The 20,873-nt window shown below is 61.7% G+C and carries 16 protein-coding genes; 9 read left to right on the top strand and 7 right to left on the bottom strand.

The window, feature by feature from the left end; translation table 11 throughout:
• Window positions 1-253: 253 nt before the first annotated feature.
• Window positions 254-1,684, top strand: a complete 1,431-nt coding sequence (gene sbcB / locus P8H27_RS16000) for an exodeoxyribonuclease I (protein WP_289638602.1) — start codon at window positions 254-256, stop codon at window positions 1,682-1,684.
• A 383-nt stretch (window positions 1,685-2,067) separates the two neighbouring features.
• Here the strand turns inward: sbcB and mvaT are convergent, their stop codons facing one another.
• Window positions 2,068-2,445, bottom strand: a complete 378-nt coding sequence (mvaT, locus tag P8H27_RS16005; RefSeq protein WP_289638603.1) for a histone-like nucleoid-structuring protein MvaT — start codon at window positions 2,443-2,445, stop codon at window positions 2,068-2,070.
• Between the two features lie 341 nt (window positions 2,446-2,786).
• Here mvaT and purU point away from each other — a divergent pair, with 341 nt between their 5' ends.
• From purU to P8H27_RS16020, 3 genes are all read left to right on the top strand, one after another.
• Entirely contained in the window at window positions 2,787-3,638 is an 852-nt protein-coding gene (purU, locus tag P8H27_RS16010) for a formyltetrahydrofolate deformylase (RefSeq protein ID WP_289638604.1), read from the top strand.
• A 152-nt stretch (window positions 3,639-3,790) separates the two neighbouring features.
• Window positions 3,791-4,216: a CBS domain-containing protein gene (locus P8H27_RS16015; protein WP_289638605.1), complete on the top strand. Its 426-nt coding sequence runs from the start codon at window positions 3,791-3,793 to the stop codon at window positions 4,214-4,216.
• Window positions 4,217-4,406: 190 nt separating this feature from the next.
• Entirely contained in the window at window positions 4,407-4,592 is a 186-nt protein-coding gene (locus P8H27_RS16020) for a hypothetical protein (protein WP_289638607.1), read from the top strand.
• A gap of 52 nt (window positions 4,593-4,644) precedes the next feature.
• On the opposite strand, the gene P8H27_RS16025 is transcribed toward P8H27_RS16020, so the two are convergent.
• Entirely contained in the window at window positions 4,645-6,522 is a 1,878-nt protein-coding gene (locus P8H27_RS16025) for a methyl-accepting chemotaxis protein (protein WP_289638608.1), read from the bottom strand.
• Window positions 6,523-6,650: 128 nt separating this feature from the next.
• Between P8H27_RS16025 and P8H27_RS16030 the strand changes: the two genes are divergently transcribed.
• Window positions 6,651-8,123: a helicase HerA-like domain-containing protein gene (locus tag P8H27_RS16030; RefSeq protein ID WP_289638609.1), complete on the top strand. Its 1,473-nt coding sequence runs from the start codon at window positions 6,651-6,653 to the stop codon at window positions 8,121-8,123.
• A gap of 312 nt (window positions 8,124-8,435) precedes the next feature.
• Window positions 8,436-8,882 carry an SgcJ/EcaC family oxidoreductase gene (locus tag P8H27_RS16035; RefSeq protein ID WP_289638610.1) on the top strand — a complete coding sequence of 149 codons (447 nt, stop codon included), beginning with the start codon at window positions 8,436-8,438 and terminating at the stop codon, window positions 8,880-8,882.
• Window positions 8,883-8,997: 115 nt separating this feature from the next.
• Here P8H27_RS16035 and P8H27_RS16040 read toward each other — a convergent pair whose 3' ends face one another.
• On the bottom strand, window positions 8,998-9,555 hold the full coding sequence (locus P8H27_RS16040; RefSeq protein WP_374761360.1) for a tetratricopeptide repeat protein: 558 nt from the start codon (window positions 9,553-9,555) through the stop codon (window positions 8,998-9,000).
• A 285-nt stretch (window positions 9,556-9,840) separates the two neighbouring features.
• On the opposite strand from P8H27_RS16040, the gene P8H27_RS16045 reads away from it, so the two are divergent.
• Entirely contained in the window at window positions 9,841-10,971 is a 1,131-nt protein-coding gene (locus tag P8H27_RS16045; RefSeq protein WP_289638612.1) for a M14-type cytosolic carboxypeptidase, read from the top strand.
• 255 nt (window positions 10,972-11,226) lie between these two features.
• On the opposite strand, the gene P8H27_RS16050 is transcribed toward P8H27_RS16045, so the two are convergent.
• Window positions 11,227-11,697 (bottom strand): hemerythrin domain-containing protein, encoded by a 471-nt coding sequence (locus P8H27_RS16050; RefSeq protein ID WP_289638613.1) that lies wholly within the window; start codon window positions 11,695-11,697, stop codon window positions 11,227-11,229.
• A gap of 171 nt (window positions 11,698-11,868) precedes the next feature.
• Window positions 11,869-12,528, bottom strand: coding sequence for a hypothetical protein (locus P8H27_RS16055; RefSeq protein WP_289638614.1), 660 nt, complete (start codon window positions 12,526-12,528; stop codon window positions 11,869-11,871).
• Between the two features lie 373 nt (window positions 12,529-12,901).
• Between P8H27_RS16055 and P8H27_RS16060 the strand changes: the two genes are divergently transcribed.
• Window positions 12,902-15,265, top strand: coding sequence for a DNA polymerase II (locus tag P8H27_RS16060; RefSeq protein WP_289638615.1), 2,364 nt, complete (start codon window positions 12,902-12,904; stop codon window positions 15,263-15,265).
• A gap of 273 nt (window positions 15,266-15,538) precedes the next feature.
• Window positions 15,539-16,519: a transcriptional regulator GcvA gene (gene gcvA, locus P8H27_RS16065; RefSeq protein WP_289638616.1), complete on the top strand. Its 981-nt coding sequence runs from the start codon at window positions 15,539-15,541 to the stop codon at window positions 16,517-16,519.
• A gap of 372 nt (window positions 16,520-16,891) precedes the next feature.
• Here the strand turns inward: gcvA and P8H27_RS16070 are convergent, their stop codons facing one another.
• Window positions 16,892-18,493: a BCCT family transporter gene (locus P8H27_RS16070; RefSeq protein ID WP_289638618.1), complete on the bottom strand. Its 1,602-nt coding sequence runs from the start codon at window positions 18,491-18,493 to the stop codon at window positions 16,892-16,894.
• A 223-nt stretch (window positions 18,494-18,716) separates the two neighbouring features.
• Window positions 18,717-20,873: an acetate--CoA ligase family protein gene (locus P8H27_RS16075; RefSeq protein WP_289638619.1), complete on the bottom strand. Its 2,157-nt coding sequence runs from the start codon at window positions 20,871-20,873 to the stop codon at window positions 18,717-18,719.

Consider the following 20,873-nt stretch of genomic DNA (forward strand, 5'->3'; position numbering starts at 1 on the left):
CGGGCCTGTTTTAGCGCGATGCTGCGTTTCTCGACGCTCATTTGGAACAACCAAACTTCGCGCCTCGTGCCTTGCCTCGCGCTAAAACAGGCTCCGGCGCGGTCGCGATGAAACGGTAACAGACCCTAGCCAGCGGCAGGCGGCGAAGCAACCGATCCGCATACAAACTGCGCTTGAGGCCGCATTCCGTACCTGCCTGATGCCCGTCCGGGCAATGCTAGACTGGCGTCGCCCACTGCTATAGGAAGCCACCGTGACCTCCAGTCTGTTCTGGTACGACTATGAAACCACCGGCATCGACCCGCGCCGCGACCGTCCGCTGCAAGTCGCCGGGATTCGCACCGACGAAGACCTCAACGAAATCGGCGAGCCGCTGAACATCTACTGTCAGCCCAGCGACGACATCTTGCCGCATCCGGCCGCCTGCCTGGTCACCGGCATCACGCCCAGCCAGTTGGCGGGCAAAGGCTTGGGCGAGGCCGAATTCATGGCTCGCGTGCATGCCGAAATGCTGCAGCCGGGTACGTGCAGCGTGGGCTATAACAGTCTGCGTTTTGACGATGAGGTCACCCGCTACAGCTTGTATCGCAATTTTTTTGACCCCTATGCCCGCGAATGGCAGGGCGGCAATAGCCGTTGGGATCTGATCGACCTGGTGCGCGCGGCCTATGCCTTGCGCCCGGACGGCATCGTCTGGCCGCAGGACGAGGGGCGTGTCAGCCTCAAGCTGGAGCGTCTGACCGCCGCCAATGGCATCGAGCATGGCCAGGCCCATGACGCGCTGGCCGATGTACGCGCGACCATCGCCCTGGCGCGCCTGATCCGCAGCAAACAACCCAAGCTGTACAACTACCTCTATCAATTGCGCAGCAAGCAACGGGTACTCGATCAGGTGCGTTTGTTACAGCCCCTGGTGCATATTTCCGGGCGCTTCGCCGGTACGCGACATTATCTGGCGCTGGTGCTGCCGCTGGCCTGGCATCCGCGTAATCGCAATGCGCTTATCGTCTGCGACTTGCACGCCGACCCGGCGCCATTGCTCGAGGAAGATGGCGAGTGCTTGCGCCGACGTTTATATACCCGGCGCGAACAATTGGGCGAGGGCGAGTTGCCGGTACCCTTGAAGCTGCTGCATATCAACCGTTGCCCGGTGGTGGCGCCATTGAATGTACTGCGCGGCGAAGATATTCAGCGTTTGCAGTTGGACATGAGCGAGCCTCTGCTGCACGCCGACCAACTGGTTGCCGCTCAAGCGCAATGGCGGGACAAACTCGCCCTGATATATGGCGAAGAAGGTTTTGCCGCCAGCGAGGATCCAGAGCAACAGCTATATGACGGTTTTATTGGTGACCGCGATCGGCGTTTATGCGAGCAAGTGCGTAACGCCGAACCAGCGCAGTTGGCTCAAGGTGTCTGGCCGTTCGCTGACGCACGCTTACCGGAATTATTATTTCGTTATCGTGCGCGCAACTTTTCTGCCAGCCTGGATGCAGCAGAACAGCAGCGCTGGTTGAAGTTCTGTCAGCAGCGGTTAACCCGCCCCGAGTGCGGCGCGCCTAATACTTTGGCGGATTTTGCGCTGGCGCTCGACGAAATATTCGCTCAAGCCACGCCTGGGCAGCAGGCGGTGCTGGCTGAATGGCGCGACTATGCGCAGCAGTTGCGCCTGCGTTATGCCCTTTAATGCTCGCCAGGCTGCCGGGCCATGAACAGGGTTATGTCCCGGTTATGCATTGAGCCTGGTCGCCGCGCCTGCAAAAGCCCTACCCCTTGCCGCATGTAACTGAGGCATGGCCATAAAAAAGACTCTGTACCCGTTAGGTGTTGTATCGCCAGGCGCGAACTGCCTGCGATCCGTAGGAGGCCCGACCTCGGGGCGAGCTTTGGCTATATACCGCGAAACACCGCGAAACGACGGGCAGGCAGCCCGGCGGGCTGCATTCGCCGCGGGGGCGCGGCTCCGACAAGAGATCGCGCCTGCAACACATAATTGGGACATCGCCATAAAAAAACGCCAGCGAAGCTGGCGTTTTTTATGCGCTGAAAGTGGCGGCTTGAAAGTAGCGCTTAGCCCAGCAGGGTTGCCCAGCCTTCAACAACATCACCGCCCCACTTGGCTTTCCACTCTTTCAGAGTCTTGTGGTTGCCGCCTTTGGTTTCGATCACTTCGCCGGTGTTCGGGTTCTTGTACTGCTTAACTTTGCGTGCACGCTTGGCTCCGGTGGTCTTGACGCCAGCGCGCGGCGCCTTGCCGGCTTTGGCGTCCGGATCGAGCATGGCAATGATGTCGCGCAGGGATTTCTGGTATTCGCCCATCAGCGTGCGCAGTTTGCCTTCGAATTCCAGTTCTTTTTTCAGTTTGTCGTCTTGCGACAGGTTTTTCAGGCGTTCTTGCAGTTCTTTGATGGCTTCTTCGGTGGCGCGGTATTCGTTGATCAGCGACATGTGGCTTACCTTGATCTGATTAGGTGATGGCTAAGTGTTAGCAATAATAGTCAGGCACTTTTGACAAGTAAACCGCTTTGCAAGAATTTGCCACGGTTTATCACATAAAGTTTTAAATTTGCTGGTGCGATAACGCCATGAACCAGCCAGTCAGTGTTTGTCCGTCGCCCTATGCGGCTCTTGCAAGGCCACTATCGTCAACCAAATCCTATCGCCCTGGCTGTCGAGTCGGATTGCTTCGGTACTGTGGCATGGCTCGGTCGGGCTGGTATTCAGGAATACTGCAGTTTTCTCGCGCTGTGGCTAGAATGACCGACTTTGCGACTTCTCTGGAGTTTTCCATGCGTACTTTTCGGTTGCTCATTGCCTGCCCGGATCGCGTTGGTATCGTGGCCAAGGTCAGTAACTTTTTGGCCACTTATAACGGTTGGATCACCGAGGCGAGCCATCACTCGGATAATCACAGCGGTTGGTTCTTCATGCGCCATGAGATTCGTGCCGATTCGTTGCCGTTTGATTTGCCGGGATTTCATCAAGCCTTTGCTCCCATCGCTCGTGAGTTTTCCATGGAGTGGCGGGTGACTGATTCGGCACAGAAAAAACGCGTGGTGTTGATGGCCAGTCGCGAGTCGCATTGCCTGGCTGATTTGCTGCACCGTTGGCACAGCGATGAATTGGACTGTGAAATTGCGTGCGTGATTTCCAATCATGACGATTTGCGCAGCATGGTCGAGTGGCACGCCATTCCCTATTTTCATGTGCCTGTCGAGCCGCAGAATAAACAGTCGGCCTTCGATGAAGTGGAGCGCCTGGTCAACGCGCATGCCGCCGACGTCATAGTGCTGGCGCGTTATATGCAAATTCTTCCGGCGCAACTGTGTCGCGACTTCGCCCAGCGGGTGATCAACATCCACCACAGTTTCCTGCCGTCGTTCGTGGGGGCCAAGCCGTATCACCAGGCTTCATTGCGCGGGGTCAAGTTAATCGGGGCCACTTCGCATTATGTTACCGAGGAGTTGGATGCCGGCCCGATCATTGAACAGGACGTGGTGCGCGTCAGCCACCGCGACAGCATCGAGGAAATGGTGCGTCTGGGTAAAGATGTGGAGAAAATGGTGCTGTCGCGTGGGCTACGCTATCACTTGGAGGATCGCGTATTGGTTCACGATAACAAGACGGTAGTGTTCGACTGATTGCCGGGTCGGGCAAAGGTTAGCCGGGACGCCCAGTTGGGAGGCCCGGTTAGGTAACAATCAGGCGGGGACACGGAGCTGTACAGGAGTCGTCCGAGTCTGATTTGAACGAGCGCAGTAGTTTTCAAACGGCCCGATAAAGGAGTTCGCTTATGCTCAAGTCAATCAAGGTGCGCGATTACATGACTCGCCACCTGGTAACTTTTCGGTCTGAAACCGATCTGTTCACCGCCATCAATCGGCTGTTGGAGCATCGGATTTCCGGTGCTCCGGTTATCGACTCGCAAGGCCATCTGATCGGCTTGCTGTCGGAGGGAGATTGTCTGCGCGGGATTCTCTCCGGCGCGTATTACGAGTCGGCGGGGGGCGACGTCTGTGCCTATATGACCACTGAAGTCGAAACCATCTCGCCCGAGGCTGACATCATCGAGGTCTCCGAGCGTTTTCTGCGCGGGCGCCGCCGGCGCATGCCGGTGGTCGAAGATGGCCGTTTGATTGGCCAGATCAGCCGCAGCGATGTGCTGCGTGCGGTCAAGGAATTCGCCCAGCACGATCAGGGCAAGATTCTTTCGCAATGAGGCTGCGAGGTTCGGGCCGTGGCTGAGTCGGGCGGCAGAGCCTCGCTTTGACTTTGCAGGGTCTGGACGGTCTGCAGGCTGCCGTCGGCGCTGGCGTGAGCAGCAAGTGGCCGCGTTCGGCCGTGGGGCGAATTTGCGCCGATAGCGATCGATTCCAGCACTGTGTCGGGCGTCAATGGAGGTTGCCACTATGCGAGATCCCCAGGAGCGCGCCACCTCGAAGCCGCTGCCGACCCTGGGCGAGGGTTGTGTCAGGCGTTACGATCCGGATGCCTTGAGCCCGCACAGTGGTTGCGACTTTGCCGAGGCCGCCGAGCTGTGGCGAAAGCTGCAGGAGGAGGCCGGCGAACAGTCGGAAACAGCGCAAAAGGAATAGAGCAAAAAACAGATAAGGGGCGCTGAACAAGCGCCCCTTGGTGGTTGCGGGGTCAGATGCGGAAGCTGTCGACCAACAGCTTGAGGCGCGAGGCCTGCTGCCCCAAGTCGCCGCAGGCGCGCAGGGTCGCCTGGAGGTTTTCCACACCTTCCTGATTGAGGGTGTTGATCTCGATGATGTCCATGTTCAGCGACTCGATTACCGAGGTCTGCTCTTCGGTGGCGGTAGCCACCGATTGGTTCATGCCGTCGATCTCGCCGATGCGCAGGGTCACGCTGCCCAGGCGTTCGCCGGCCTGGTTGGCGATCTGCACGCTTTCTTCGCTGTAGCGCTGGCTTTCGGTCATGGTGGTGACCGACTCGCGCGAGCCGACCTGCAGCTCCTCGATCATTTTGTCGATTTCCTGCGCCGATTCCTGGGTGCGGTGGGCCAGGTTGCGCACCTCGTCCGCGACCACGGCGAATCCGCGCCCGGCCTCGCCGGCACGGGCGGCCTCGATGGCCGCGTTGAGCGCCAGCAGGTTGGTCTGCTGGGAGATGCTCTTGATCACTTCGAGGATCTGGCCGATGTTCACCGTATTGCCGTTCAGCGTTTCGATATTGGCGCAGGAGGTGCTGATCTTGCTGGACAGTGCGTTCATCGACTGGATGGTTTTCTCCACCACCAGGCGGCCATCTTCGGCCTGCTGACGGGCGTCCGAGGCCTGGGTCGAGGCATCTGCGGCGTTGCGCGCGATTTCCTGGGCGGCGGCGCCCAGCTGGTTAATGGCGGCGGCCACGCTATTGGTGCGGCTGGCCTGTTCGTCGGAGTTGAGCATCGAGGCGTTGGACGCGTTGACCACCAGCTTGGCCACTTCGTTGACTTGGCTGGTCGCCGAGGACACTTCGCGGATCGAGCCGTGAATCCGCTCGACGAATTGGTTGAAGGCTTTGGCCAGGGCGCCGAACTCGTCGTTGGAGCGGATCTCCAGGCGTTTGGTCAGGTCGCCATCGCCCTGGGCAATGTCCTGCATGGCTTTGCCCATTATCGTCAGGGGTTGCATCAGCAGGCGGATCAGCATGCTCAGCAGGAGGATGATCAGCACCACCGCGATCAGCGTGGCGACTATGGCCGAGGCGCGGAAGTCGCTGAGCACCGCGTAAGCCTTGTCCTTGTCGATGGACAGGCCGACGTACCAGTTGACCGAGGGCAGGCCCTTGACCGGAGCGAAGGTGAGGATACGGGTTTGGCCGTTTGCGTTGGCCTCGCTGAGCTCAGCGCCAATGCGCGGGGTGTGCTCGGGGAAGACGTCGCGAAGGCTTTTCATCACCAGGCTCTTGTCCGGGTGCACCAGGATCTTGCCGTCGGCACTGACCAGAAAGGCGTAGCCCAGGCCGTCGAAGTCCAGCGAGTTGATGATGTCGACCAGGGTCTTCAAGCTCAGATCGCCGCCGACTACGCCGGCAGGTTTGGCCGGGGTGGCGATGGTGATGATCAGCGCGCCGGTGGCGGCATCCACGTAGGGTTCGGTGAGGGTGGTGGCGCCGGCAGCCATGGCGTCCTTGTACCAGGGGCGGCTGCGCGGGTCGTAGTCGTCCGGCATTTTCTCGTTCGGGCGCATGGTAAAGGCGCCGTCCGCGCTGCCCAGGTAACTGAAGGCGAAGGTCGAGGTCAGGGCTTTCTGCTCCAGCAGGCTGCTGACCTGCTCGGGGCCGCTGTTTCGGGCGAGCGACTGGGCGGCGCTTTCCACTAGCAGGATGCGCCCCGACAGCCAGTTCTGGATGTTGCTGGCGGTGACGTTGCCCATTTCCTGCAGGTAGTTTTCCAGATCGGCGCGGATCGCATTGCGTTGCAGGTAGTCGTTGTACAGGGTGAACAATGAGAACGCGGCAATTACCACCAGCGAGGCGGCCAGGAGGATCTTGTGACTGAATTTCAAATTATTATTCATGACTTCTTGCGTCCGGTATTGTCTGGAACCAGTCTTGGCTGGCGCATTGCACAGGCAGCGCCAACGGATCGGCGTCAGTAATTATGTCGGCATAGCGGCAGTAAAGCTTTAGTTCAGGAGACATATAAATGCCTGTAGTAAACCCGTTGGTTCTCGGCGCCGATCGCGACGGTCAACCTGTCGCTCAGCTTATGCGTCTGGCTAATCGCCACGGTCTGGTGGCCGGGGCGACCGGCACGGGCAAGACGGTGACCCTGCAGCGCCTGGTGGAGGAGTTCAGCGACGCCGGGGTGGCGGTGTTCGCCGCGGATGTGAAGGGCGACCTGTGCGGCCTCGGCGCCGCCGGAGCGCCGCAGGGCAAGGTGGCCGAGCGGATCGCCAGCATGCCCTGGCTCGAGCACCGACCGACGGCCTACCCGGTGACCCTGTGGGACATCCATGGGCAGAGCGGTCACCCGCTGCGCACCACCTTGAGCGAGCTGGGGCCGCTGTTGCTCGGCGCGCTGCTGGAGTTGAGCGACAGCCAGCAGGCCGCCCTCTATGCGGCGTTCAAGGTGGCGGATCGCGAAGGCTTGCTATTGCTCGATCTGAAAGACCTGAAAGCACTGCTGGCGCACCTGAAGAGCAACCCGGATGTGCTCGGCGAGGACAGTGCGCTGTTCACCAATGCCTCTGCCCAGGCCCTCTTGCGCCGCCTGGCGAGCCTCGAGCAGCAGGGCGTCGAAGCCTTGTTCGGCGAGCCGGCGCTGCAACTGGAGGATATCCTGCAGCCGGATCGCGACGGCCGCGGGCGGATTCACCTGCTCGACGCCAGCCGGCTGGTGCATGAAGCGCCCAAGGTCTACGCGACCTTCCTGCTGTGGCTGCTGGCCGAGTTGTTCGAGCAGTTGCCGGAGCGCGGCGATGCCGACAAGCCGCTGCTGGCGCTGTTCTTCGATGAGGCGCACCTGCTGTTCGCCGACACACCGAAGGGCCTGCAGGAGCGCCTGGAGCAGGTGGTGCGCTTGATCCGCTCGAAAGGCGTCGGGGTGTACTTCGTCACCCAATCGCCCAGCGATTTGCCCGATGAGGTACTGGCCCAGCTTGGTCTGCGCATTCAGCATGGCTTGCGCGCCTTCACCGCCAAGGAGCAGAAATCCTTGCGCGCGGTGGCGGATGGTTTCCGCCCCAACCCCGCGATCAATGCCCTGCCCACCCTAACCGAACTGGGCATCGGCGAGGCCCTGGTCGGCACCCTGGAGGAGAAGGGCACGCCGGCCATGGTGCGGCGCGTGGCCATCGCGCCGCCACAGTCGCGCATCGGCCCGTTGAGCGAGAGCGAGCGGGCCGCGTTGATTGGTCAATCGCCGTTGGCCGGGCGCTACGACAAACCGATCGACCGCGAGTCGGCCTACGAACGGCTCACCGCCCGTGCCGCGCAAGCCAGTGTCGAGGCGGCGCAGGCGCAAGCCCAGACGAGTGCCGCCGGCGGCGTCGGCGAGATGCTCGGCGGTCTGGCCGGGCAGGTGATGAAGAGCGCCGTGCGCCAAGCCGCCAACCAGATCGGCCGGCAACTGGTGCGTGGTTTACTGGGCGCGTTGCTGGGCGGCAAGGGGCGATGAGGCCTCGGTGAAAATGCGCGCCTTTGTCGACGTTCTCGGCGTTAGCTTCGAGCCGCCGCAACTGGCCAGGCGTTTTTCTGCCATCTGAAACGGGGCCTTTCTGCCGGCAGGCGCCAGGGGCTCGCTGAGTTGTCGCGCAAGCCTTGATTCGTATGGGCAACCAGAATTGATCGCTTACGTCGGCCGGTTGATCGAGCGCTTCCGCTCGGCCGTTGCCCTGGCCGAGCGGGCGGCCTACGCTGACAGATACGCCTGAACCGGCCGGTCAGCGAACGCCCCATCGGTTACACGAGCAGACAGGAGAACTGAAAAATGCATACCGCGAGCCATTTGCAAGATGAACAACGCAGCGTTCAAGCCCTGCTCGACGACTGGGTGCAGGCCGTACAGGCCAAGGATGTCGCGCGCATCGTCGGCCATTATGCGGCGGATGTGGTCGCCTACGACGCCATCCTCCAACTGCAGTTCAAGGGCCGCGAGGCTTATGGCGCCCACTGGCAAGCCTGCATGGAGATGTGCGCGGGGCCGGGCGTCTTCGAAATCCATGAGCCGACGTTGCGGGTTGGCGGCGACCTGGCCCTGGGCTATTACCTGTGCCACTGCGGCGGCAGCGACGACAAGGGCCAGGAGCAGTCCTCCTGGATGCGCGTGAGCCAGGGCTATCAGAAGCGCAACGGTCGCTGGTTGATCATCCACGAACACTTCTCCGCGCCCTTCGATATGGAAAGCGGCAAGGCGCTGTTCGATCTCAAACCCTGATCGCTGTGAGGCGGTGGTAGGCCGCTTTGCTGCGTAGCCGGCATGAACCGGCAGGGTTGCGTTCCGGCCCAAGCGGGTGTGCGCCCGAGCGCAGGTTGTTGGGGGATAAACGAGCTCAGGGCAATGTCGTCAACGCCGTGCAACTGACCGCATAGTCCTGTTTGCAGGCGCTTTGGAACAGCGCGCGGGCCTGGTCGGGATCGCGCGGCACGCCTTGCGCGCCCCTGAGGTAGAGATTGCCGAGGATGTGCTGGGCCATCGGGTTGCCGCCGGCGGCCGACTGGTTGAGGTACTTGAGCATCTCCTTGTGCTTGGCGAACGCCGGATTGTCGCGGCCGCTATACAGGTAGGCCAGGCTGACTGCGGCCATGGCGTGGCCCTTGTCGGCGGCCTGCTTCCACCAGTATTCGGCTTGCTTGAGATCTTTCTCCGGCTTGCCGACGAAGTAGAAACTGCCCAGTTGAAACTGGCTGTCGAGATCGCCGCGGTTGGCTTGGCTGCGCAGCTTCGCCAGGGTGGCCGCCGTCTCCTCAATCGGGTGCTCGCCGGCCGCCGGCGGTTGCGCCTGCGGTGTGCGGCCCGTGCTCGGTTGTTGGCCGGCGCAACCGCCCAGCAGGAGTAGGGTACATGCCAGAACGAGTCGCTTGCTGCTGAGCCATTGCTGAAGCGTCATGCTCATTCCTTTTGTGCGTGAGCGGGGTGCGGGTTTTTGATGGCTGTCGGCGTTGTGTGGGGTGCCCATCTGCGCCACCGAGTAACAGAAGACCTTATGGCCGCGCGCAAGTTGCACCGCCGGGCTGCGCCGCTGACCTTGCCGCGCTACAGTCTCGCGCCATCCGCCACGCTCGCCGAGCGGCGAATACCTGTCAGTTTGTCGCCTCTGGCGTTTCCCGCGCGGGGCAGACCTGCGATTCTTACGGGCACAGGTGCGGCGCACCATCAGGCCTTCGAGGTATCCATGAAGATCAGCTCCAATTTCGACAGCGGCAATATCGAGGTGCTCGACGCCAGCAATCCGCAGCAGGTGCTGCTGGCCATGCGCCCGGATCTTAATAGCCATCACTTCCAGTGGTTCCACTTCAAGGTCGAGGGCTTGACCCCAGGCCAGCGCTACGGCTTCAGCCTGACCAATGCCGGCCAGTCCGCCTACCGCCACGCCTGGGCCGGCTACAACGCCGTTGCCTCCTACGACCATAGCAACTGGTTTCGCGTGCCCAGTCGTTTTGAGGAGGGCGCGCTCAACTTCGCCATCGAACCGAGCGCAGCCCAGGTCTGGTTCGCCTATTTCCAACCCTACAGCCGCGCACGCCATGACTGGTTGATCGAGCAGGCGCTGAACAAGGCCGGCGCCGAATTGTTCGCCACGGGTAAAAGCCTCGAGGGCCGGGCTATCCAGTTACTGCGCGTCAGCCGTAACCCGCAGGCCCGGCGCAAGATCTGGCTCATCGCCCAGCAGCATCCCGGCGAACACATGGCCGAATGGTTCATGGAAGGCGTGATCGAACGCCTGCAAAAAACTGACGACGCCGAGCTGGATGCCCTGCTGCAACAGGCCGATCTGTACCTGGTGCCGAACATGAATCCGGATGGTGCCTTCCGTGGTCACCTGCGCACCAACGCCGCCGGCCAGGATCTCAACCGCGCCTGGCAATCGGCCAGCCAGGCGCAAAGCCCCGAGGTGTTGTTCGTTCAGCAGCAGATGCGTGCCGTCGGCGTCGACCTGTTCCTCGACATCCATGGCGACGAGGAGATCCCCCACGTGTTTACCGCCGGCTGCGAAGGCAACCCCGGTTACAGCGCGCGCCAGGAAAAACTGGAGGAGGAATTCCGCAGCCGTCTGCTGGCGCTCGGTGCCGAGTTCCAGACCGCGTTCGGCTACCCGCGCGACGAACCCGGTCAAGCCAACACCACCCTGGCCTGCAACGCGGTCGGCATGGAGTTCGACTGCCTGTCCTTCACCATCGAAATGCCCTTCAAGGATCATGACGACAGTGCCAACCCGATCACCGGTTGGGACGGCAAGCGCTCGATGCAACTGGGCAAGGATGTCCTCAGCGTGGCGGCGGCGATGGTGGGCGGCTTGCGTTAGGCTATGTCCCAATTATGTGTTGCCTGCGCGATCTCTTGTCGGAGGGCCGCGCCTGTTCCTGACAGGCTAGCGGCATTTCCCACATCCATGTGGGTCACGCGCCCCGCGGCGAATGCAGCCCGCAGGGCTGCCTGCCCCATCGTTTCGCGGTACAGCCAAAGCTCGCCCCGAGGTCGGGCCTCCTACGGATCGCAGGCAGTTCGCGCCTGGTGATACAACACTTAACGGGTACAGAGCCTTGCGTTAACCGGCCGGTTAAGGCGCCTCCTTCTGCCACTGCTGCTTGATTTCCTGCCAGTGCCGATCGGTTAGCCATTCATCCGCCATCGGGAAGAAGATATGTTCTTCACTGTCCATATGGTCGTGGTATTTGTGCAGGTAATCCTCGACGAACGGGGCTATTTCTATTGGCGTATGACTGGAACCCTCAAGCGCCTTGAGTTGGCCGGCAATGCGAGCGAAACCCTGATGGTCGCGTTCTATCTCGAGCACGCGGTGATGCACCGGGGCGCGGGTGTTCAATAGCTGGCGGCGAATAAGTTCTTCATTTTGATGGTGGCGCGCTTCGGCTGCGCCATGCAGCGACGCCAGTAGCTTGAACAGTTCTTGCCGGTCAGCCGCGTCGCCGGTTGCACTTTTGCACTTGTCGAGCAGGTTGTTGATCTGAACGATAGTGGCGGAAATAGCATGGTGATAGGCGTGAAGTTCAGTTAACAAGGGATGCATGTTCAAACCTCATCGGTCAACGTCCAAGTACCCTTGTGTAAAGCTTAGGGCATGATGAAACAGGCCTGCCGGAATCTGATGAAATACGTCCCTACGGCTTCATGGGCCTGTTAGCCGAGCGCAGTGGTTGTTCAGCAGTCGGTTAACCGATCCTTCTTCCGCTTGTTTGCCCTACTCAATGGTCAGGGATTCGATCCAGCGCACTCCTGGCGCAATGTCGTCGCGCAGTGTCGGTTGATACGGGGGCTGCTCGGGGTCGTCTGGCGGCGCACTGATATAGTCGAGGTCGATTGCTTGCGCTGTTCCGCGCAGACCTTGTTCGCTGCGCTCCAACTGGAAGTACAAGCCATTCCATAGTTTGGCGCCAAAGTCCGTCGGCAGTTGGTATAAGAACAGCAGGTTGTGCTCCAACCAAGCCATGTCTTTGCTGGTAACGATCCCCGGTTGCGCGTGCGGGTATGGCACATGGCAGACGACCTCGTCCTGGCTATCGAGGCATTTGAATTCCTTCATGGACAGGAAGTGGTCGGTGAAGCGCGCAGGCTCCATCGTGACCGCGAAAGCAATGGAGCCATCAGCCCGCGGCTCAAAGCGCACGCTGCCAAGTGTGATCCGTTGTTGGTCGCGGGTGATCGCGGTGATGGTTTTTACACCTTGTAGATCCCACGCCAAGACGTTGGCCACTGGGGCCGCAAACAGGCACGCGAGCAAGAGCGAACCCAGTGTCAGCCATGATCGTCTCTGTGCCATGAGGACTCCTCTGGCTCCCTTGCGACGGCAATACGGCATCGGCACTGCCTCGGGCAGGATGAAGCGGGTGTTCAGAAGCATCAGCCTAATTAAGGCTATCGTCCGTAGCCGGTTGGTTGAAGCGCTGGCGAGCGCATATCAGTGACGGGACAGCCTGTTCAAAGAGCATAGCGCTCGCGCAGTCGTAGGGCCTTGCCCCTGTGATAAACGGTATCGACGGTGTCGCTGGTGTTGGCGGCAACGCAGCCGTGGCGAGACTGACGCTGGGCTCCTGTTGCGCGCCCTTCAGGGCGACGGGCCGTTCTGAGCCGACTGCCGCCGATCATGAGGGTAACTCCCGCCCCCAGCCGCACCGCCACATTCGTCGAGAACCCCAGCCCTATGCTCGGTTCGCGCAATCGCGGCCCATGCCACGTAGAATCGCAGATTGAAACAAGGGCTTGAGGTTGCCGCGGTGGATTTACAGCAGGGCTTCGTCCTGACCCGACATTGGCGCGATACGCCGGCCGGCACCCAGGTCGAGTTCTGGCTGGCGACCGACGCCGGGCCGCGGCATATTCGCCTGCCGTGCCAGCCTTCGGTGGCCTTTATTCCTGCCGAGCAGCGCGCGCTGGCCGAGGCGCTGCTGCGCGGCGAACGCGACGTCGAGTTGCGCCCGCTGGCGCTGTGCGATTTCCACCATCGGCCGGTGCTCGGTCTGTATTGCCGCCAGCATCGTCAGTTGCTGAAGCTCGACAAGCTGCTGCGCAAGGCCGGGGTCGAGGTGTACGAGGCCGATATCCGCCCGCCGGAGCGCTACCTGATGGAGCGCTTCATCACCGCTCCGGTGCGCTTCGCCGGCACCCCGGCCGCCAGCGGCCTGCTGCTCGAGGCGCAGCTGAAGCCCGCGCCGGACTATCGCCCGCGCCTGAAGCTGGCGTCCCTGGACATCGAAACCAATGCCCAGGGCGAGCTGTACTCCATCGCCCTCGAAGGCTGCGGCCAACGCCAGGTGTATATGCTCGGGCCGGCCAACGGTGCGGACAGGCCGCTGGATTTCGCCCTGGAGTACTGCGCCAGCCGCCAGCAGCTGCTGGAGAAACTCAACCAGTGGCTGGCCGCCCATGATCCCGATGCGATCATCGGCTGGAACCTGGTGCAGTTCGACCTGCGCGTGCTGCACGAGCATGCCCAGCGCCTGCAGGTGCCCTTGCGGCTCGGCCGCGACGGCGATGCGCTGGGCTGGCGCGAGCATGCCAGCCGCAACAATCACTTTTTCGCCGAGGCCGCCGGCCGCCTGCTCATCGACGGCATCGAGGCGCTACGCTCGGCGACCTGGAGCTTCGCCTCGTTCAGCCTGGAGAACGTCGCCCAGACCCTGCTCGGCGAAGGCAAGGACATCGCCACGCCGTACCAGCGCATGGACGCCATCGACCGCATGTTCGCCGAGGACAAGCCCGCCCTGGCGCGCTACAACCTCAAGGACTGCGAACTGGTCACGCGGATCTTCGCCAAGACCGAGATCCTCACCTTCCTGCTCGAACGCGCTACCGTCACCGGCCTGCCCGCCGACCGCAGCGGCGGCTCGGTGGCGGCCTTTACCCACCTGTACATGCCGCTGATGCACCGCCAGGGCTTCGTCGCGCCGAACCTCGGCGAGCGGCCGCCGGAGGCCAGCCCCGGCGGCTTCGTCATGGACTCGCAGCCCGGCCTGTACGAATCGGTGCTGGTGCTCGACTACAAGAGCCTGTACCCGTCGATCATCCGCACCTTCCTCATCGATCCGCTGGGGTTGATCGAGGGCATGCGCCACCCCGAGGACAGCGCATCGGTGCCGGGCTTTCGCGGCGCCCGCTTCTCGCGCAGCCGGCATTGCCTGCCGGCCATCGTCGAGAGCGTCTGGCAGGGTCGCGAGGCGGCCAAGCGCGAGGGCAACGCGCCGCTGTCCCAGGCGCTGAAGATCATCATGAACGCCTTCTACGGGGTGCTCGGCTCCAGCGGCTGCCGCTTCTTCGACCCGCGCCTGGCCTCTTCGATCACCCTGCGCGGCCACCAGATCATGCGCCGGACCCGCGAGCTGATCGAGGCCGAAGGCCATGCGGTGATCTACGGCGACACCGACTCGACCTTCGTCTGGCTCAGGCGCGCCCATGGCGAGGAGGAGGCGGCGCAGATCGGCCGCGCCCTGGTGCAGAAGGTCAACCAGTGGTGGCGCGAGCAGCTGCGCCGCGAATACGACCTGGAAAGCGCCCTGGAGCTGCAGTTCGAGACCCATTACCGCCGCTTCCTGATGCCGACCATCCGCGGCGCCGAGGAGGGCAGCAAGAAGCGCTACGCCGGCCTGGTCGTGGCGGCGGACGGCAGCCGCGAGATGGTCTTCAAGGGCCTGGAAACGGTGCGCAGCGACTGGTCGCCGCTGGCCCGGCAGTTCCAGCGCGAGCTGTACCTGCTGATCTTCAACCGCCAACCCTACCAGGACTATGTGCGCGACTACGTGCGCCGCACCCTGGCCGGCCAGCTCGATGAGCTGCTGATCTACCGCAAGCGCCTGCGCCGCCGGCTGGACGATTACCAGCGCAATGTGCCGCCGCATGTGCGCGCCGCGCGCCTGGCCGACGAATACAACGACCAGCAGGGCCGCCCGCGCCAGTACCAGAACGGCGGCTGGATCAGCTACCTGATCACCCTCGCCGGCCCCGAGCCATTGGAAACCCGGAGTACGGCCATCGACTACGAGCATTACCTGACCCGTCAGTTGCAGCCGGTGGCGGACGCCATCCTGCCGTTCGTCGGCGACGATTTCGCCACGCTGGTCGGCGGCCAGCTCGGCCTGTTCTGAGCGCCCGCGCCGATGCGCCTCTGGCCGATGTCTTATCTGCTTGCTGCGCTGGCCTGCCAGGGCCTGGCGCGCACGACTTTGTTGCTGGCTGCGCTTGGCCGCCGTTAGCAGTAGGGAACGCACCAAGCCGAGGCCGACCAGTTCGCCCTGGCTGGCCAGCACCTGGTGCAGACGCGCGCGAGGGATCGGCCGGCGCCCTCTCGGCGCTCCGGACGTCAGGCGCCTGGATAGCTGGTTGGTATTCGTCGTCCGGGTACAGCGCCGGCCAATGTGATGGATGAGCTAGTATTGAGTGGTTGTTATATAATTTTGCAACTTTACGAGTCGCGGAAGTTAAGTGATCTGGTCATGTCAAGAAAACTACCGTCATTGAATTCGCTGCGGGCTTTTGAATCGGTGGCGCGTAACCAGAGTTTCAGGCGCGCGGCGGATGAATTATGTGTGACCCATTCGGCTATCAGCCATCAGGTCAAATTGCTGGAGGATGATCTGGGGGTGTTGCTATTCCATCGGGCCGGCAGAAGCATTGTCCTGACCAAGGACGGTTTTTATCTCTACCCGGTGGTGCGCGACAGCTTCGACAACGTTGGCGAGGCAGTGAGCCATATCAAGGCCAGCCATGAATCGAAGACCCTGACGATTCAAACCTATGTGACCTTCGGCACCACCTGGTTGATGCCCCGCCTTAATGAGTTTCAGAGCAAGTACCCGGATATCCGGGTGAGAATTTCCATCTCCTTTGTGGATGTCGACTTCGATAAGGATGATGCCGATATCGGTATTATCATGGGCGAGCAAGTTTGGTCGCACTGGTCTTATGAATATTTATTCGACATGGATATATTTCCGGTGTGCTCGCCAAAGTTGCTGGAGAAGCATCAGTTGCAAACACCCGCCGATTTAAAACAGCATAACTTGATCAATGTCGAGTTGGCCGCCGAAGATTGGCGTTTGTGGTTAGCGGCGGCCGGACTGGATCCGGAACTCTGCAGCCAGGGGGCGGTGGTCGATAATTATCTGCAGGCGCTCGGCCGGGTCTATAAGGGCGATGGCCTGGCGATGGCGAGAGAGGCATTTGCCCATCAGGATCTAGAGGATGGGCGCCTGGTTCGGCCGTTTGCCCTGAGTATCGACGAGCCGGGCAGCTGGTTTATGGTCTACCCGAAGGAGCGCAGCATCAAAAAGGAAATCATCCAGTTCAAGGAGTGGTTGCTGGAGCAGGTCAGCCTGGATCCCCATGTAAAGATCCGCTGAGGCGGCAACCGCGGTCGATGCGGTTGAGTTCATCAGGTGTCATTCAACGTTGTCATAGGGCTTTGGTCGCGTTGCCGAATATGGCGCTTTCCTCGAGCTTTTGGCTGTTGCCGGTCAGGAATCGCATGGGCATCTCTCACTTGCTGTGCCGGAGTTGTTGCCAGGGCCGCGGGCGCAGCCGACGTCGACCATTACACCTTGGGATGATATCGGGCGCGCGTGGTGCGGGTGGCGGCGACTATGACGGCTTCTTGCATATTCTTCCTCGTGGTGCCGGGGCACCCAGTGGTTCGAATAAAAAAACGCGACGTCCTCAATGGACGCCGCGCAAACGCTCAAGCGTTGCTCGCAGTTCCCACCACTCTGACGGTGTTATGCCAGGATCGGCTTTTGCGGGGCAATCAGGGATTTCACCAGGGCGATCGTCATCAGCAGCAGGATGAACGAGAAGGGCAAGGTGCCGATGATCATGGCCGCCTTGAGCGCCCCCATGCCACCGGCCACCAACAGCACGGCGATGATGGCGGTGAGGAAAGCGCCCCAGATCATGGTGTGGTTGTTGTTGGATTTTTCCGTGGAACCACCGGTGTTGATGTTGTTGATCACCAGGATCGCCGAATCCGCCGAGGTCACCAGGAAGATCAGCAGCAGTGCCACCACCAGCGCCGACATGGCTTTCGCGGCACTCGCCGAGAGCATCACATTCAGCACCTGGTATATCTGCGCGGAAATGTCCGCGTTCAGGATCTGCCCGTTTGCGGCGCCGCTCAGTTCCAGGTCGAGGGCGGCCCCACCGACGAAGGTGAGCCAGATAAAGCAGACCAGGGAAGGAAGCAGAACCGCGCCGAGGATGAACTCGCGGATGGTCCGGCCCTTGGAGATTCTCGCGAAGAACATGCCCACGAACGGCGCGGAGGCGATCCACCAGGCCCAGTAGAAAATCGTCCAGCCGGCTTGCCAGTCGCCGAGGGCGGTGCCTTTCTCTTCGACATTGAAGGCCTGCGGAATAAAGGTGATCAGGTAGTCGACCAGGCTGCTGCCGAGTAGCTTGAGAGCGAACAGGGTAGAGCCGAACACCAGGAAGAACACCAACAGGACGAACCCTAGGCTCATGTTGAGGTTGCTCAGCCACTTGACCCCGCGACCGACGCCGCTGATGGCCGAAGCGGTGGACAACAGCATCACCACCGCCAGCGAGAACGCCAGCGCCAGGCCAGTGGGTTTGCCTGCGTTCATGATCCATTCGGCGCCGCTGATGTTGTACACGCCAGACGCGAGCTGGCTGATGCCGAAGCCGATGGTTACGGCGATGCCGAGGAGGGCGGAGACCACTGCTGCGATGTCGACCAGGTGGCCGAGGTGGCCATTCAGGGTCTTGCCAAATAGCGGGTACAGGGCCGAACGGACGGTCAGCGGCAAGCCCATGTTGTAGCTAAAGTAGGCCAGGGCCAGGCCAATCAGGGCGTACAGAGTCCAGGCCGAGAAACCCCAGTGCAGGAAGGAATAGCGATACACCGAATCGAGGGTTTCCGGCATCTTGGCCTGCACGATGCCCTTGATGATCTCTGGGTTGTCGGCGAAGTGGTAAATCGGCTCGCCGGTGGCATAGGTCAGCATCCCGACCCCGATGACGGCACAGTACATCATCGAGATCCAGGAAAATCTGGAGAACTCGGGTTTGGTGTCAGCGCCGCCCAGGCGGATGCCGCCAATGCGTGGTGGAATGGCCAGCAGGAAGCAGACCACGGCGAACAGCGCCATCAGGTAGATGTAATAGCTGCCAAAGGTATCCAGTACCTGCCCCTGGATGCTGGCCACCACGGTGCCGGCTTGTTCGGGCAGCAGCGCGGCCCAGAGTACGAAGGCGGTAATCAGTAGCATCGAGCCAAGGGTGACGGTGAGGTTATAGCCTTTGAAGAAACCATTCTCTGCCGTGGCAATAGCCAATCTTTCTGGTAAGACTTGCGTGTTCATGTAGCTAACCTCTCTGCATTCGCATGCGATTGTTTTTATTGTGCGTACTGCTCAGTGCGGGTTATGCGTCCTGCCTGGTTGGTGCGCCGGCGTAGGCCGTTGCACCGCGATTTGAACTGGCCCGGCGGCCTGCTTAATGGCTGCCGTGTAGCCTGTTTCTGTGCTGCTCGACAGGTGCTGGGTGGCAGCGCTGTCGAGCGTCTGGTGCGCTTGATTCGACGCTTTATAGCGCCGCCTCGCAGGCCTGCTGGCTGTGCGTGAGCTGCGGCTGCTGAGCCGTCTCGCGGGCGATGATCAGGGCGTCCACGGCGATGCAACCATTGGCTCCGACGATCAACGGGTTGATATCGATTTCGGCGATTACATCGGCCAGGGCCGCGGCCAGGCGGGAGAACTGTGCCAGGGTTCTGGACAGTTGCTCGAGGTCGGCCGCCGGCTGGCCGCGCACGCCATCGAGCAGCGGACGGGTTTTCAGGCTGTCGAGCATGCGCAGCGCTTCCGGCTGGTCGAAGGGCGCAAGCGAGAAACAGCGATCCTTGAGAATCTCGATATAGATGCCGCCGCTGCCGACCATCACCATGGGGCCAAATTGCGGGTCGTTGACCATGCCGAAGGCCAGTTCGATGCCCGCCGCCACCATGGGTTCGATGGTGACCCGCGGGCCCAGTTGCTCGCGCAGCTGGTTGTAGGCCTGCTGCACATCGCTGGCGCCGGCCAGGTTGAGTTTGACCCCGCCGACATCGGATTTATGGTGGATGCCCGGCTCGGCGGTCTTTAGCACCACCGGGTAGCCCATGGCTTCGGCGGCGGCCAGGGCGGCGGCCAGGTTGTCGACTTCCCTGGGGCTGGCCACCGGAATGCCGAAGTCGGCGAGCAGGTTGAGGCTCTCGGTTTCGCTGAGCTGGACGCCGTTGGCGATGCGCGATTTCCATTTGCCCAGCAGGCGGGCGTCGTTCGCCGGACTGTCTTCGAGCACCGTGCGGTATTGGGCCATATCGCGCTGTTTGAGCAGGTTGCGCACCACCTTCACGGCGTTTTCCACGCCATTGACCAGCGGCACGTTGGCGTCCATCAGGTCGTTGGCGATGCCGGCGTTCATCGCGCTGGAGAAGGTGTTGATGACGAAGAACGGCTTGTCGCAGTAGCTCGCCACTTCCTTGGCGATCTCGATGAATGCCGGCATATAGATGTAGTTGTCGCGGGCCTCGAACTCGAACACGCCGACGGCCACCGCCGGGTCGCTCATGATGTAGCGCAGGCAGTCGCGGAACACCTGCGCGTAGTCGGCAGTGAAGGAACCGGCGGCATCCAGCGGGTTCACCGGCTCCAGGCCATGGGGCAGGCGCTCGCGCAGCTGGTCGACGGTCGCCTGATTGATCCGGGCAAAGGGCACGCCATGGTTTTCTGCGGTATCCACGAACAGTTCGCGCAGCCCGCCGGAGTCGGACACATAGCCCAGCTCGCCCCCACCCAGAGCATGCCCCTGGGACAACACCAAGGCGGTGGTCATCAGGTCGTCCAAAGTCTCGGTGCAGATCACCCCGTATTTCTTGAACAGCGCCTCATAGGCGGTATTGTTGCCGGCGATGGCGCCGGAATGGGTGGCCGCCAGTTGGGCGCTGACTTCGGTGCGACCGACCTTGGTGACTATCACCGGTATGCCCTTGGCCTTGGCTTTTTCCAGCACGGCGACGAAGCCCTGCGGGTTGCGGATGGCCTCCATAAACACCGCCAGCACGCGGGTCGTTGGCTGCTCCAGGGCGAAGTCCATGTACTGGTCGAGGCTGGTGGAAATTTCCTGACCGGCGGACACCACCAGGTTGAAACGAAAGCGCGGGTCGTTGCCGGTGGGCAGCACGAAGATCGAGCCGGAGTGGGCGATCAACGCGATATGCCCCGGCTGGCGTGCGCTGGGCGACTGGAAGCTGACATGGGTGTTGCTGTCGAAGTTGTAGTAGCCCATGCAGTTGCCGCCGCAGATCGGCATGCCGGCCTGCTTGGCCTTGCTCTTCAGGCGGTCGAGCAACAGATCCGACTTCTCGCCCTCGATCATGCAGTAGTCGAAGATGGTGACCCCGCCGACCCGCAGGTCAATGGCTTCATCCAACAACTCTTCCATGCGATGCCCGGCGACACTCAATACCGCCATGTCGATGCTGGCGGGAATAGCGCTCAGACTGGGGAAACAGGCAATGCCGTCTATTTCCTGATAGTTGGGGTTTACCAGGAATATCTGGCCGCTGAAGCCACCCTGGCGCAATACCCGCAGCATTTCATTGCCCACCGCACCGGGGCGGGCGGAAACACCCACCAGGGCAATGGTCTGGGGTTTTAGCAGACGATCGAGAAAGTGGGCTTGGTTATTGTTGTTACTGCTCAT

Source organism: Pseudomonas sp. sp1636, from assembly GCF_030376615.1.
Classification (GTDB): domain Bacteria; phylum Pseudomonadota; class Gammaproteobacteria; order Pseudomonadales; family Pseudomonadaceae; genus Aquipseudomonas.

Coding starts and splice junctions, on each gene's coding strand:
- mvaT (WP_289638603.1), bottom strand. CDS start 2,445: ATGTCGCTGATCAACGAATACCGCGCCACCGAAGAAGCCATCAAAGAA.
- purU (WP_289638604.1), top strand. CDS start 2,787: ATGCGTACTTTTCGGTTGCTCATTGCCTGCCCGGATCGCGTTGGTATC.
- P8H27_RS16015 (WP_289638605.1), top strand. CDS start 3,791: ATGCTCAAGTCAATCAAGGTGCGCGATTACATGACTCGCCACCTGGTA.
- P8H27_RS16020 (WP_289638607.1), top strand. CDS start 4,407: ATGCGAGATCCCCAGGAGCGCGCCACCTCGAAGCCGCTGCCGACCCTG.
- P8H27_RS16025 (WP_289638608.1), bottom strand. CDS start 6,522: ATGAATAATAATTTGAAATTCAGTCACAAGATCCTCCTGGCCGCCTCG.
- P8H27_RS16030 (WP_289638609.1), top strand. CDS start 6,651: ATGCCTGTAGTAAACCCGTTGGTTCTCGGCGCCGATCGCGACGGTCAA.
- P8H27_RS16035 (WP_289638610.1), top strand. CDS start 8,436: ATGCATACCGCGAGCCATTTGCAAGATGAACAACGCAGCGTTCAAGCC.
- P8H27_RS16040 (WP_374761360.1), bottom strand. CDS start 9,555: ATGACGCTTCAGCAATGGCTCAGCAGCAAGCGACTCGTTCTGGCATGT.
- P8H27_RS16045 (WP_289638612.1), top strand. CDS start 9,841: ATGAAGATCAGCTCCAATTTCGACAGCGGCAATATCGAGGTGCTCGAC.
- P8H27_RS16050 (WP_289638613.1), bottom strand. CDS start 11,697: ATGCATCCCTTGTTAACTGAACTTCACGCCTATCACCATGCTATTTCC.
- P8H27_RS16055 (WP_289638614.1), bottom strand. CDS start 12,528: ATGCTTCTGAACACCCGCTTCATCCTGCCCGAGGCAGTGCCGATGCCG.
- gcvA (WP_289638616.1), top strand. CDS start 15,539: ATGGATGAGCTAGTATTGAGTGGTTGTTATATAATTTTGCAACTTTAC.
- P8H27_RS16070 (WP_289638618.1), bottom strand. CDS start 18,493: ATGAACACGCAAGTCTTACCAGAAAGATTGGCTATTGCCACGGCAGAG.
- P8H27_RS16075 (WP_289638619.1), bottom strand. CDS start 20,873: ATGAGCAGTAACAACAATAACCAAGCCCACTTTCTCGATCGTCTGCTA.